Consider the following 14,414-nt stretch of genomic DNA (forward strand, 5'->3'; position numbering starts at 1 on the left):
CGACACGCTACGCGAACGAGCGTCTTTATTCTGACTCCTGAATTCTGACTCCTGAATTCTGACTTCTAAATTCTTCTTCAAATCACTAAACGTTGATTGGTCAAAGCTTAATAAAATTTTTAATAAATAATAATGATGTAGAAATATATTACCAAATCTTCGGATACTTCATACTCATTAAATATTACCCCTAGTAGTAAAAATCATAAAAATACGCTTAGTCAACTGTATATTTGCTGTCTTAGTTGACTTAATGGTACAGTATATTTCATATAAGCCAAAGTATAATAACACATATACAACAGTTTGCAAGTAACTGAGGTACAAAATGCAGGACTCATGCATCAGATATAAATAGTTTCTACCTCCAGCCGACGTTCGCGGACTCGCTACCGCTGCGCTATCATGCCTCCTGCCTCAAAACCCGTATCTTTGTACTTCATCCAAAAGAAAACTGCTGCGTGTCATAAATAAGTGGTTAAATATAAATTTTAGATGAATTTTGAAAAAATACTGTGAATTGAAGTACGGTAATTACTAAACTTTCAGAACAGCTACCTGTAGCAAAAGTATTGCTCAAGTTTTGAGTAACTAGATTCAGTAAATAAAGTCAGCAGATGTTTGGCTCTATTTTCTACGGACTTGAAATATCCTCGTTCTCCAATTTGGAATATGAAGACAAACTCATCCAACTCGCTTTTAACAGTACCAACTGGCCCATTAAAGATTTCAGAACTGCCTCCTAGCCGTGTGGGTACAAGTGGTGAATCTATTCATCTTTCTTTAGTAATTCCTACTTATAAAGAGCGTGACAACATCAAAAATGTAGTCAGGATATTGAGTCAATTACTGGATGAATCTATTCCAGGAAACTATGAACTAATAGTGGTAGATGATGATAGTCCAGACCGAACTTGGGAAATAGCGGAATCCTTGACGACAGAATACCCTCAGTTGCGGGTGATGCGACGCCAACAGGAACGGGGACTGTCCTCAGCGGTGATTCGTGGGTGGCAAGTAGGTACGGGGAGTGTGTTGGGGGTGATTGATGGAGATTTGCAGCATCCACCAGAGGTGCTGATGCAATTGTTGCGTAGTGTTGAGCAGGGAGCAGATTTGGCAGTAGCCAGCCGTCATGTCGAAGGAGGTGGTGTTAGTAGCTGGAGTGTTGTTAGGCGTTTATTGTCTCGTGGCGCTCAGTTGTTAGGTTTGGTGATCTTACCGGGAGTACTGGGAAGAGTTTCCGACCCCATGAGTGGTTATTTTATGGTGCGCCGGAGTGCGATCGCGAATGCAACACTCAATCCAGTCGGATACAAAATTCTCCTAGAGGTAATCGGCCGGGGAAACGTAGGCAAAGTTGCCGAAGTTGGCTATGTCTTCTGCGAACGCAAAGAGGGTGAGAGTAAGGTTACATGGAAGCAATATATAGATTACATCCATCACCTAGTGCGGTTGCGGCTTTCCACAGGACGGGTAGGACGATTGAGTAGAAAAGTCAATTTCCCCTTTGGTCGATTCCTTCGCTTTGGGTTAGTTGGCTTTAGTGGTGTATTTGTCGATATGGGAGTGCTTTACTTGCTCAGTGATCCGACTACCTTGGCTTGGCCACTGACGCGCAGTAAAATTATTGCTGGTGAAATTGCGATTTTAAATAATTTCTTGTGGAATGATGCTTGGACATTTGCCGATGTCAGCGCCAGACAACAAGAATGGCATCAACGCCTGAAGCGGTTTTTGAAATTCAACGCCATTTGCCTTGGTGGACTTGTATTGAATGTACTGATATTAAATCTGGTATTCAACTTTCTTATTCCTAACCGTTATATTGCCAACTTCATTGCGATCGCAATTGCTACTATTTGGAATTTCTGGATTAACTTGAAACTTAGCTGGCGTGTCACCGATGTTAAATAATCACAATCAGGGAATAGCAATCTGATTTGATTTCTGAATCACTCATAGAGGTAAGGGACTGGGAAGAAGGAATAAAGGTGTACTCAATACTTGTCGGGTTTTGGGGAAAAGGGGAAGGTGGGGCCCCCTCTGGGGATAAGGGGCGGGGGGAAGGGGAAAGAAAAAACCTTTAACCTTTACCCAAAACCCAATTCCGAGTTAAAAATCCAAAACCTGAGCAGTATTGAAGGTGTACTGAGTTTTGTTCAAAAATCAAATGTGAGTCCTATAGTTTAGAACGAACTTAAATCTGAAGTGTCAAACCTACAAACCAATTCGTGTGAGATCGGGCAATGAGAGTTTTTTTCCAAGGTGCATTTTATTTTTACAAAAAAATTATCTCATTGCTACCTATACCTACCAGCCATTTCCTGTCTCTGACAGACACAACCTCTGGCTCACAACACAAGCATTGGTATAATTGGCAGACTCGCCTCCCTTCTTTCTGGCTTCATCCCTTACTGAACTTGATGTGGTTGATCATCGGTATCAGCTTGCGCCTAGCCAACTTGACTGCAAAGCCTCCTTGGACTGATGAGTTTTCCACCTTGGTGTTTAGCTTAGGGAATACTTTTTTAGCAGTACCTCTAGATCAAGCGATCGCACCTGATATTCTATTGCAACCACTACAACTAAACCCAGCGGCTAGTATTGGTGATGTGGTTCATAACTTAGCTACACAAGATAGTCATCCACCACTGTATTTTGTGTTGGCTCACCTGTGGATGAAATTATTTCCCAGCGACGGAGGATTGGTATCGCTGTTTGCGGCGCGATTGCTACCAGCTATCATCGGCGCTGCCTCAATTCCATGTTTTTACGTATTAGGTAGCGTAGCCTTTCGTTCGCCATTAGTGGGACACTTGACTGCTGCCATGATCGCAGTATCACCCTACGGCATATTTGTAGCACAAGAAGCACGTCATTACACTTTGGCAATCTTATGGGTAACTGCTTCCCTCACCTGCTTAGTAATTGCCACACGTCATATTCAAAACCGCACACCTTTACCGATATGGGTAGCACTTTTCTGGGTAGGAGTTAATGCTTTAGGTATTGCGACTCATTATTTCTTCACCCTCACCCTCTGCACAGAAGTCGTAGTTTTGATTTTTCTTGCTTGGCTGCAATTGCAAACTAGTAGTTCGCCAAGTGAACTTGGCAGGGTAAAGGGTAAGGGGGAAGGGGGAAAGGTTTTAAATCCCTTACCCTTTCCCCTTTCCCCTTTCCCCAGCCCTCACCCAGCATTTTTGGGTTGGCAGACTACTAGCAGCAAATTTTCTCTCCTCTTCTCTCCTCCCTGGCGGCGCATCTATGGCGTTGCTACAGGTACTTTGGTGGCGGGTTTAATTTGGATACCAATCTTGTTAGAGAATAGAAACCGTGATAATTTGACCGAGTGGATTCGAGGTTCGCGTGTTGGACTAGATTGGTTAAGCCCAATTTTTCAAGCTTTAGGAACATGGATGGCAATGATTTGCCTGTTACCAGTTGAATCTTCACAGCTATTGGTTGTGATTCCTTCTGGACTGGTGACACTGATTTTCTTTATTTGGGCAGTACCAATTGTGCTGCGGGGGATCAAGATTCAACTACAGCACCCAGAAAGCCGGATTATGATTCAGGTGCTTGGTGGAGTAGTTATAAGTGCGATCGCTTTATTCTTTATCTTTACCTACTTTTTGGGAATCGACCTCACCAGAGGTGCTAGATATAACTTCGTTTACTTTCCAGCGATCGTTGTTTTACTAGGGGCAAGTCTCGCAGTTTGTTGGCATCCTCCCAAGGAATTGATGGGAAGAGAACACGAAAAAAACGGCATAAAAAGCATAGGCAAATGGGGAATCAACGGAAAAAAAGCCGTGATGTTAATTTGGTTAACGGGATTTGTCAGTGCAGTTACAGTATTTTGTAATCTTGGCTATCAAAAATATTATCGCCCTGACCTTTTTGTGCAACTAATCCAACAAGTATCCCCAGTGCCAGTACTGATTGCCACTACCCACAAAACTTACATCCACACTGGGGAAATGATGGGGGTAGCAAGGGAGATTAAACTTGCCAATTCACCCCAAAATTTTTTGTTTCTCCTTGCCCATCAAGACCAAGATCCAAATCTTTCCAGCATTGCTCTAGAAAATACTTTAAAGAAGTTACCACGACCTTTTGACTTGTGGCTGGTAAACTTTCACGCCCCTGTAGCAGAAGCCGTCAAAACATGCGTGATATCTGATACTAAGTCTTTGTCAAGCGTAGATGGCTACGAATATGAACTTTATCGTTGTCAATAACCTGGGGAGTGGGGAGTAAAGAAGGGAATAGGGTACAGGTTATAGGGTACAGGGTAGAGGTTACAGATTATTCCCTATAACCTGTCACCTGTCACCTCTCCCCTAATCCTAATACCCCATGCTTCAATCCAGATGCATCTTATGGAAGTTCCTCAAATATCAATATCCATAGGAGACTAGAGAAAGAAGAACAAAATATATCTCGTGGATTTTGAAGCAGCGAAGGCTGTAACTAGTTAAGGAGGATTTATGCGTGCAGTACTGATGGCAGGCGGTTCGGGGACGCGGCTTCGCCCGTTAACTTGCGATCTCCCCAAACCGATGGTGCCGATTCTAAATCGACCAATTGCCGAACATATTATCAATCTCCTCAAACGACATCAAATTACAGAAGTTATTGCGACATTGCATTATTTACCTGATGTCTTGCGAGATTATTTTCAAGATGGCAGCGATTTTGGCGTGCAGATGACCTACGCCGTTGAAGAAGATCAGCCTTTGGGTACAGCAGGTTGTGTGAAAAACATTGCTGAACTCCTTGATGAAACCTTTTTAGTCATTAGCGGTGATAGCATAACAGATTTTGACCTCACCGCAGCGATCGCGTTTCACAAACAAAATAAGTCAAAAGCGACTTTGATTTTAACTAGGGTTCCTAACCCGATTGAATTTGGAGTGGTGATTACCGATGAGGAAGCCCGGATTCGGCGATTTTTAGAAAAACCCTCTAGTAGTGAAATTTTTTCTGATACCGTCAACACTGGTACTTACATTCTCGAACCAGAAGTTTTGGAATATTTGCCAGCAAACGTTGAATGTGACTTTTCCAAAGACTTATTCCCCTTACTACTAGCAAAAGATGAGCCAATGTATGGTTACATCGCTCAAGGTTACTGGTGTGATGTTGGTCACTTAGACGCCTATCGTGAGGCTCAGTATGATGCCTTAGATCGGAAGGTAAATCTCGATTTTGCCTACAAAGAGGTTTCTCATGAGCTATGGGTGGGTCAAAATACTTACATTGACCAGACGGCTGTGATTGAAACCCCAGCAGTGATTGGTGATAACTGCCGCATCGGTGCAAGAGTACAGATTGAGGCAGGAACGGTAATTGGTGATAATGTCACTATTGGCGCTGATGCAAATCTCAAACGTCCCATCGTGTGGAATGGAGCATTTATTGGTGATGAAGCACATCTTTCCGCCTGTGTGATTTCCCGTGGCGCTCGTGTAGACCGCCGCGCCCATGTATTAGAAGCTGCTGTTGTGGGTTCGCTTTCCACGGTGGGAGAAGAGGCTCAAATTAGCCCTGGCGTGCGCGTTTGGCCAAGTAAAAAGATTGAGTCAGGGGCAGTTTTAAACATTAACTTGATTTGGGGGAACACCGCCCAACGGAATTTATTTGGTCAACGTGGTGTCCAAGGATTAGCTAATATCGACATCACCCCAGAATTCGCCGTGAAATTGGGATCTGCTTACGGTTCAACCTTGAAACCTGGTTCTAAGGTAACGGTTTCCCGTGATCAGCGTAATGTCTCGCGGATGGTGACGCGATCGCTCATTGCTGGTTTAATGTCTGTAGGTATTGATATTCAAAACCTCGATGCCACAGCTATCCCCATCGCCCGCACGGTTATACCCACAATGTCGGTGGCTGGTGGTATCCATGTGCGGGTACACCCCGATCGCCCTGACTACATTCTGATTGAATTCATGGATGCTAAGGGCATTAATATCACCAAAGCCCTGGAAAAGAAAATTGAAGGTGCTTACTTTAAGGAAGATATGCGGCGGGCACTAATTCATGAAATTGGCGATGTATCTTATCCTAGCCAAGTCATGGAGCGGTACTGCACTGCTTTTGAGAAATTGTTGCATGTTCATACACTCCGCAACAGCCGCGCAAAAGTGGTGATTGACTACGTTTATGCAGTATCGGGGGCAGTTTTACCCCAAATGTTGGATAAATTTGGTGCTGATGCCGTGGTATTGAATGCCAGTGTCAATAAAAGTGCGATGTCAATCACCGATCGCGAAGGACTGCTGACTCAGTTAGGTCATGTAGTGGAAGCATTAAAAGCTAACTTTGGTGTGCAAGTATCCGCTAATGGAGAACAGCTAATTTTAGTTGATGAATCAGGCTACCCAATTCGTGGAGAAACTTTAACTGCACTGATGGTAGACATGATTTTGACGGCTAACCCCAGAGGAACAGTAGTTGTACCAGTTCATGCTTCCAGTGCTATCGAACAAGTCGCCCGTCGCCATGATGGCAGAGTGATTCGCACCAAAGCCAACCCCACAGCTTTAATGGAGGCTTGTCAGAAAAACCCAAATGTGGTATTGGGAGGTAGTGGAGAGACTGGTTTTATTTTCCCACAACTGCATCCGGGATTTGATTCCATGTTCTGCATTGCCAAGATAATTGAGATGTTGACTATACAAGAGCGATCGCTTGCAGCGGCGCGATCGGAATTGCCCCGTGTAATTCATAAAACTTATACAGTCCGCTGCCCGTGGACAGCTAAGGGTGCTTTGATGCGTTACTTAGTCGAAACTCACCCAGCCCAAAACCTAGAACTCATCGATGGAGTGAAAATTTGTCAACCCTACGATGACAGTTGGTTATTAGTTTTACCAGATGCTAGTGAACCATTGGTGCATTTGTATGCAAATAGCAACGATCGCGAATGGGTGGATGAAACTGTGAGAAACTACCGCACCCGTGTTCAGTCGTTTGTGGAAAGACAACAAGAATATCAACCCGCAGAAGTTTAATTCATAATTCGTAATTCGTAATTCGTAATTCGTAATTCGTAATTAAAAAATTCAATTACGAATTACGAATTAGCAATTACGAATTATTATTTAGGGCATTCTGGTAAACTTCTCTCGGCGTAATTGCAATCGAAATAAATTAGAGCTTCCCTACTAGAATCAAATCCTCTAGTTGTAGTATGTGGGCTACTTGTTGGACTTGCTTCATATAGCCAAACTTTCAAATAGTAACTGCTATTATCATCGCTAGACCATAATTCATAACGGTAATCACCTCCTGAACCCTGACTATTTAGGTAGTCGGCTAGTGCTATGTTTGATGCAGACACCAAGCTAAATACAGTCAAAACAGGAATTACAGCTACTTTTAGTATTTGAATTAATTTCATAAATGCACAAAAAACTTACTTCCTCTAGCTTCCTTTACCGAAGTATTTTTTGAAACCAGTAATCATCAGGAACATTTTGTGAGGATACCGTAAGGCACTTAGTTTGAGTCGATGGAGTGCTTTCAAAAAAATATACTTACTTCAGGCTATTTCTCGCTTCGCTAAAAGAAATAACTTTCATCTTATTGCGTGAACTTGTACTGCTCATTGTACAAGTAGAGCGGTTTCTTCAATTTGTTTCCTGAAGTTCTTCACAAAACTTTATTATCTATAGATGAAAAATCTTGTCAATAAGTCTGGTAGGATATCCTTAAACTTATTGAGATAGATACTCATTAAGCTAATTGTCTATTTCAGCGATTTGAAAACTTTCTCAGGAGGTAACGCCATGACAAGGATGGCTGTTCAAACACCGGAGTCGATTCCCTGGTGGGCAGGGAACGCCCGGTTAACCAACCTCTCAGGGCGACTTTTGGGCGCTCACGTTGCTCATGCAGGGTTAATTGTTCTCTGGGCTGGTGCAACAACCCTATTTGAACTTGCCCACTTTAACAGGGCGCAACCAATGTACGAACAGGGGTTGATTCTACTGCCTCATTTAGCAACCCTCGGCTGGGGTGTTGGAAGTGGTGGACAGATATTAGATACATATCCTTACTTCGTCATTGGAGTATTGCACCTAATTAGCTCCGCCTTCTTGGGACTTGGTGGCATCTTTCATGCCCTACGTGGCCCCGCCATCTTAGAAGAGAGATTTTCCTTCTTTGGCTATCGCTGGTCAGATGCGAATAAAATGACCACGATTCTGGGTATTCACCTAGTATTGCTGGGTTGGGGAGCAGGCTTACTAGTTGCCAAAGCGATGTTCTTTGGCGGCTTGTATGATTCTACGGTGGGTGAGGTGCGCGTAGTTTCTAGTCCCACCTGGAACTCTGCCGTAATTTTTGGCTACTTGTTTGGTGGCGGTGGCAAACACTGGATTGCTGGAGTCAATAACCTAGAAGACTTGGTTGGTGGTCACATTTGGGTGAGCATTCTCTGCATTGCCGGCGGTATCTGGCACATTACGACTCAACCTTTTGGCTGGGCAAAGCAGCTTTTTATCTGGTCAGGAGAAGCATACCTTTCTTACAGTTTGGGTGCTTTAGCTCTCATGGGTTTGATTGCTGCCTATTTTGTCTCGGTTAACACCCTAGCTTACCCACCGGAATTTTATGGGCCAGCCCTGAGTATTGGGTTTGACCGCTTTCCCTACTTTCAAAGTGGAAATTTACTATCCTCTCGCGTTTGGCTGGCGAATGCTCACTTCTGGCTAGGTTTCTTCTTTCTTCAAGGGCATCTCTGGCACGCTCTACGTGCTGCTGGATTTGACTTCGCAAAGGGTAGAGTCATCCATTCAACTCGTGGGGAGGCAATCTAAGAATGGCAACTGCAACGATAACAACCCAGGAATCGGGTTGGTGGGCTGGTAATGCCCGGTTTATTAACCTGTCGGGTAGGCTTTTAGGCGCTCATGTTGCCCATGCTGGGTTGATTGTGCTTTGGGCAGGAGCAATGACTCTGTTTGAAATTACCAAATACAACCCCTCCCAACCGATGTATGAACAGGGGTTAATCTTACCTAGAGTGGTAAAACTTGCTAGAGTAGATTTTTCATGATTGAAATACGCGTAAATAGGTAAACCAAACTTTTCAATAATAACGAATTTACTACGTTTAAGTTTTTGCTCTAGTTAGTTTTGCCACGCTAGAATCTTACTGCCTCATCTGGCAACCTTGGGATTTGGTGTTGGTGACGGGGGTCAAATTATTGATACTTATCCTTATTTTGTCATTGGTGTTTTACATCTGATTAGTTCGGCTGTACTGGGTGCTGGCGGAATTTACCACGCCCTTTTAGGCCCGGAAGTCTTAAGTGAAAACCCCTCTTTTCCTGGCTTCTTTGGCTACGACTGGAAAGATGAAGACAAGATGACCACTATCATCGGCATTCATCTGCTGTTATTGGGGTTCGGGGCGTGGTTATTGGTAGCGAAGGCGCTGTTTTGGGGTGGTCTTTATGATCCGGCAATGGCATCTGTACGAGTAATTACTGAACCAACTATTAACCCTGGTCGCATCTTTGGCTATCTCTTCGGTGCTTTTGGCAAACAGGGGATGGCAGCAGTTAATAATCTAGAAGATGTCATCGGTGGACATATTTGGGTAGGAATACTCTGTATTGTCGGGGGATTTTGGCACATTCTCACCAAGCCTTTTGCTTGGGCGAAAAAGATACTGTTTTGGTCTGGTGAGGCTTACCTATCCTATAGCCTGGGCGCTCTGGCTTACATGGGTTTGTTGGCAGCTTATTTTGTAACGGTCAATGATACCGTTTATCCCACAGTTTTCTATGGCCCGTTGGGATTGAGTACTACTGCATCGGGAGTAATTACGGTTCGCACTTGGCTAGCAACTAGTCACTTTGCTCTGGCGGTTGTATTTTTAGCTGGTCATATCTGGCACGCTTTGAGGGTGCGTGTCATAGCGGCTGGACTTGATTTTCAGCAGGGAGTCGTTAATCCTGCGGGAATGCCGGAAATCGGGAATCTCTATACGCCAGTGAATGCTTCGGATATCACGCTGAAGTTTTTGGCGAATCTTCCTATTTACCGTCAAGGCTTGTCTCCTTTTTCACGAGGGCTGGAAATTGGCATGGCCCACGGCTACTTCTTGATTGGCCCATTTGTCAAGTTAGGCCCGTTGCGGGATACGGAATTGGCGAATCAAGCAGGGTTACTGGCCACAATCGGTTTGCTGTTAATTTTATCGATTTGTTTGTGGCTGTACGGAAGCGTATCATTCCAAGGACGCAAACCTGCCCAAGGGGAGCTACCGGAAAACATGAAAACAGCTAAGTCTTGGAGTGAATTCAATGCTGGGTGGACAGTAGGTAGCTGTGGAGGAGCTTTGTTTGCTTTCTTGGTGTTAACCAATAGCGGTTTGTTTTTCTGAAGCGAATAGGTATCTTCGCCTCTAGCGGGTGTTTTGCACGATCGCGCAGCGTCTCCAAAGAAGAATCACACACTATATATATCAGGTGGAAATATGTCGAAAAAAATTGGTCTGTTTTACGGTACTCAAACTGGCAACACTGAATCTGATGCTGAAAAAATTCGGGATGAGTTTGGTGGTGATGTTGTAACATTACATCCCATTTACGAGGCGGATACTACCACTTTTGATGAGTATGAATTGCTGATTATTGGCTCTCCCACTTGGGATATTGGTCAACTTCAGAGCGATTGGGAAAGCTTTTTCCCTGATCTGGATGAAATAGATTTTAGTGGGAAGTTGGTTGCTTATTTTGGTGATGGCGATCAATATGGCTATGCCGAAAATTTCCAGGATGCAATGGGAATTTTGGAAGAAAAGATTTCCCAGCGGGGTGGTAAAACTGTTGGCTATTGGCCAACTGAGGGATATGACTTTGAGAATTCTAAAGCTTTGAAAAATGGCAAGTTTGTCGGATTGGCACTTGATGAAGGTAGTCAATCTGATTTAACAGATGAGCGAATTAAAACTTGGGTTGCTCAGTTGAAGACAGAATTTGGTTTGTAGAAAGTCAACTTCAAGCCAGGGCGAATAGAATTCGCGGCTACACAGGCAAAGTCTAAGGAAAAATTGAGTGTTTGAAACCCACGGAGGTGGGTTTTGCTTGTGTAGACGCGGTTTCTAACCGCCGAAATTGATAATTTAGTAGTTATAGGTATTTATGTCTGATTCATTTGATGTTCTGTGGTTAAGTGCCAGTCCTGCTTTACAGCGTTTTGATAAACCATTACTTGAATATTTATCTGGGTATATAAGCGTCGCCCAGTGGGAATACCAGCAAACCAAAGATGAAGCCAGTTCCATAGATCAAGCTGTAGAGTTGCTATATGACTTTTTAGAATGGCGCGATCGCCCCGTGCATTTAGTCGGACATGGGATGGGTGGTGCGATCGCCTTAATCTTTGCGCGGCGATTTCCTAAAAAAGTGCGATCGCTAACTCTGCTGGCTGTAGCTACTCAACCTGCAAACAATTGGCACGCTCACTATTACTTTCAACGACAACTTTTTAGCATCAGCCGTGAGCTAGTCTTAGCAAGCAACGTTCGTAGTCTTTTTGGGAATCAACCGCCTCATACCGCTAAGAAGTTAGTCGCTGCTTTAGATAAAGATTTAGAACAATCTCCCTCACCACACTCTTTATTTAAGTTAGTCTATTTACCCAAAGGTGGAGTTTCTATGCCAATGATGGTATGTGGTAGCAAGAGTGATCCGGTAGTCAACCCACTTGCATTGCGTGACTGGTTGAATTGGTTTAAGCCAGAAGATAAGCTCTGGGAATGCCCACAAGGATATCATTTTTTTCATTACTTCTATCCTCAACAGGTTGGCGAACAGATTTTGAGTTTTTGGCAACACCACCATCCCCATCTACTGGAAGCTTCTGCACTGTCTTTTAGCACTTCTACGAGTTATTCATGAAGGCATAAAGCAGAATAACCCACGCTTAAAAAGAATATTTCCTTAGTAGTTCGAGCGGTGATAGTTAGTATTGTCGCTCCGCTTGCGTTGCCCATTTTTTCTCCAGTTTTAATGATTACATTTTGTAAAGAGCCGATCTAAATAAGAATTATTTTCAATAGACTAAATTTGTAATCTCAATAATTGGTAACTAGCTATCAATAAGCAGAGCGGATGGCAAGAAGTGATATCTGAGGACAATCGGTAACGCCTGCGGTGAATTGGAATAATCTTTCTTTCCTTGGATAAAAGCTTCAAGTCTACTGTGGTAGCACTCACACAACATTTAACTGCTGAAACAGAACCAACTAATTGAGTATTATTAGCAACAACTACTAATTGCTTAACAATGCAGACATACGGCAATCCCAACCTCAAATTTGATTGGTGGACTGGTAACGCCCGCTTCGCCAATCTCTCTGGCTTATTTATCGGCGCTCATGTAGCACAAGCAGCGCTGACAACACTCTGGGCTGGGGCGTTTACATGGTTTGAAATCTCCCGCTACAATCCCGAAATACCTATGGGTGAACAGGGGTTGATTTTGCTTCCCCACTTAGCCACCTTGGGTTTTGGTGTGGGTGCAGGTGGTCAAGTAGTCGATACTTACCCTTATTTCGTTATCGGCGCTTTACACTTAATTTCTTCTGCTGTGCTTGGTGCAGGGGCACTTTTCCACACCTTCAAAGCTCCAAAAAACTTAAAAGACGCTACCGGTCGCGCTCGGAAATTTCACTTTACATGGGACGACCCGAAAAAACTTGGTTTTATCTTAGGACATCACCTGATTTTCTTGGGATTAGGTGCTTTACTCCTGGTAGGAAAAGCCATGTTCTGGGGAGGATTGTACGACTCAACAATTCATGATGTGCGAGTTATCACCGACCCGACCCTCAACCCCTTGGTTATTTATGGCTATCAAACCCACTTTGCGAGTGTTAACAACTTAGAAGATTTAGTCGGCGGTCATATCTATGTAGGTTTGTTACTCATTGGCGGCGGTATTTGGCATATCCTCATAGAGCCTTTACCTTGGGCGAAAAAGCTTTTAATTTTCTCCGGTGAAGCCATCCTTTCCTACTCATTGGGCGGTATTGCTTTAGCGGGATTTGTTGCAGCTTACTTTTGTGCGGTGAATACCTTAGCTTATCCCGTGGAATTTTATGGCTCTACTTTGGAAGTAAAACTTGGAGTTAGCCCTTATTTTGCCGACAGCATTAAGTTAGCTAACGGTGGTTATACTTCCAGAGCATGGTTAGCAAATGCTCATTTCTTCTTGGCTTTCTTCTTCTTGCAAGGTCATCTGTGGCACGCCCTGCGAGCAATTGGCGTTGACTTTAGCCGAATTGAAAGGGCAATAAATGCCATAGGTAGCGAATCGTAAAACAATTTTAGATTTTAGATTTTGGATTTTAGATTATGACAATCCAAAATCCAAAATCCAAAATGCTCATAAGGGTATTTAATTATGACAATTACAACTGATAGAACCTTAGCCGCAGACACAAATTTATCGTGGTTAGTGGGTAATGCTCGTTTAATTGATTTATCTGGTCAATTATTAGGCGCTCACATTGCTCATGCAGGCTTAATTATGTTTTGGGTAGGAGCAATCACAATATCTGAAATTACACGTTTTGTTCCTAGCATACCAATGTATGAACAGGGGTTGACTTTGTTACCTCACTTAGCAACTTTGGGCTGGGGTGTAGGTGCTGGAGGTGAAGTCGTCGATACCTATCCCTATTTTGTAATTGGCATTTTGCACTTAGTTGCTTCTGCTGTGTTGGGTGCAGGTGGACTTTTTCATGTTTTTCGCGCTCCGGCAATTTTATATAATGCCGGTGGACAGACGGCAAGATTTCACTATGAATGGAATGACCCCAAACAATTGGGTTTAATTTTAGGTCATCACCTAATTATTCTGGGTTTGGGAGCATTTTTGTTAGTGTTAAAGGCTATGTTTTTTGGCGGAATTTATGACACTAACTTCGGAAATGTCCGCCTAATTAGCAATCCTAATTTAAATCCAGAAATAATTTTTGGCTACTTATTTGGTCTGAAAGATGGTAGCTGGACTCCTTTAGGGATGGCAAGTGTTGATAATTTAGAAGATGTCATTGGTGGTCACATTTGGATTGGCTTCATCTTAATTGCTGGCGGCGTGTGGCATATTCTTGTACAACCTTTTACCTGGGTAAGACGAATTTTACCAATTGAAAATGGTGAAGAAATTCTCTCTTATAGCTTGCTAGGTTTGGCTTTGATGGCTTGGATTTCTACCGCGTTTGTGGGATACAACACGACAGTTTTTCCGAGAGAATTTTACGGTTCAGAACGTTTAGGATTGGCAGATATTCAGTTTTTCCTTGGTGTGGTGGCCTTCTTAGGTTATGTTTGGCACTCTTGGCGATCGCAGCGTCAAGTAAAGACGCGATGAATCGAGAC

General features: G+C 43.4%; 9 protein-coding genes and 1 pseudogene. 9 read left to right on the top strand and 1 reads right to left on the bottom strand.

Features of this window, described 5'->3' with window-relative positions:
• Window positions 1-672: 672 nt before the first annotated feature.
• From A4S05_RS25085 to A4S05_RS25100, 3 genes are all read left to right on the top strand, one after another.
• Window positions 673-1,917: a glycosyltransferase gene (locus tag A4S05_RS25085; RefSeq protein ID WP_069072500.1), complete on the top strand. Its 1,245-nt coding sequence runs from the start codon at window positions 673-675 to the stop codon at window positions 1,915-1,917.
• Between the two features lie 332 nt (window positions 1,918-2,249).
• Complete coding sequence (locus tag A4S05_RS25095; RefSeq protein ID WP_084227259.1) at window positions 2,250-4,247, top strand: glycosyltransferase family 39 protein; 1,998 nt, start codon at window positions 2,250-2,252, stop codon at window positions 4,245-4,247.
• Between the two features lie 249 nt (window positions 4,248-4,496).
• Window positions 4,497-7,025 carry a mannose-1-phosphate guanyltransferase gene (locus tag A4S05_RS25100; protein WP_069072502.1) on the top strand — a complete coding sequence of 843 codons (2,529 nt, stop codon included), beginning with the start codon at window positions 4,497-4,499 and terminating at the stop codon, window positions 7,023-7,025.
• Between the two features lie 86 nt (window positions 7,026-7,111).
• On the opposite strand, the gene A4S05_RS25105 is transcribed toward A4S05_RS25100, so the two are convergent.
• On the bottom strand, window positions 7,112-7,414 hold the full coding sequence (locus A4S05_RS25105) for a hypothetical protein (RefSeq protein WP_176727103.1): 303 nt from the start codon (window positions 7,412-7,414) through the stop codon (window positions 7,112-7,114).
• A gap of 397 nt (window positions 7,415-7,811) precedes the next feature.
• Between A4S05_RS25105 and A4S05_RS25110 the strand changes: the two genes are divergently transcribed.
• The 6 genes and pseudogenes from A4S05_RS25110 to A4S05_RS25140 all read left to right on the top strand — a co-directional run bounded on the left by A4S05_RS25110 (window position 7,812) and on the right by A4S05_RS25140 (window position 14,406).
• On the top strand, window positions 7,812-8,834 hold the full coding sequence (locus tag A4S05_RS25110) for a chlorophyll a/b binding light-harvesting protein (RefSeq protein WP_069072503.1): 1,023 nt from the start codon (window positions 7,812-7,814) through the stop codon (window positions 8,832-8,834).
• A 2-nt stretch (window positions 8,835-8,836) separates the two neighbouring features.
• Window positions 8,837-10,408 (top strand): annotated as a pseudogene (locus A4S05_RS25120) (photosystem I reaction center subunit XI).
• 93 nt (window positions 10,409-10,501) lie between these two features.
• A complete protein-coding gene (fldA, locus tag A4S05_RS25125) occupies window positions 10,502-11,014 on the top strand; it encodes a flavodoxin FldA (RefSeq protein WP_069072505.1) in 513 nt (170 codons plus the stop codon).
• Between the two features lie 154 nt (window positions 11,015-11,168).
• Entirely contained in the window at window positions 11,169-11,927 is a 759-nt protein-coding gene (locus A4S05_RS25130) for an alpha/beta fold hydrolase (RefSeq protein ID WP_069072506.1), read from the top strand.
• A gap of 388 nt (window positions 11,928-12,315) precedes the next feature.
• A complete protein-coding gene (locus A4S05_RS25135; protein ID WP_069072507.1) occupies window positions 12,316-13,350 on the top strand; it encodes a chlorophyll a/b binding light-harvesting protein in 1,035 nt (344 codons plus the stop codon).
• A gap of 84 nt (window positions 13,351-13,434) precedes the next feature.
• Window positions 13,435-14,406 (top strand): chlorophyll a/b binding light-harvesting protein, encoded by a 972-nt coding sequence (locus A4S05_RS25140; protein WP_069072508.1) that lies wholly within the window; start codon window positions 13,435-13,437, stop codon window positions 14,404-14,406.
• The last annotated feature ends 8 nt before the right edge of the window (window positions 14,407-14,414 follow it).

It is taken from the genome of Nostoc sp. KVJ20, assembly GCF_001712795.1.
Classification (GTDB): domain Bacteria; phylum Cyanobacteriota; class Cyanobacteriia; order Cyanobacteriales; family Nostocaceae; genus Nostoc.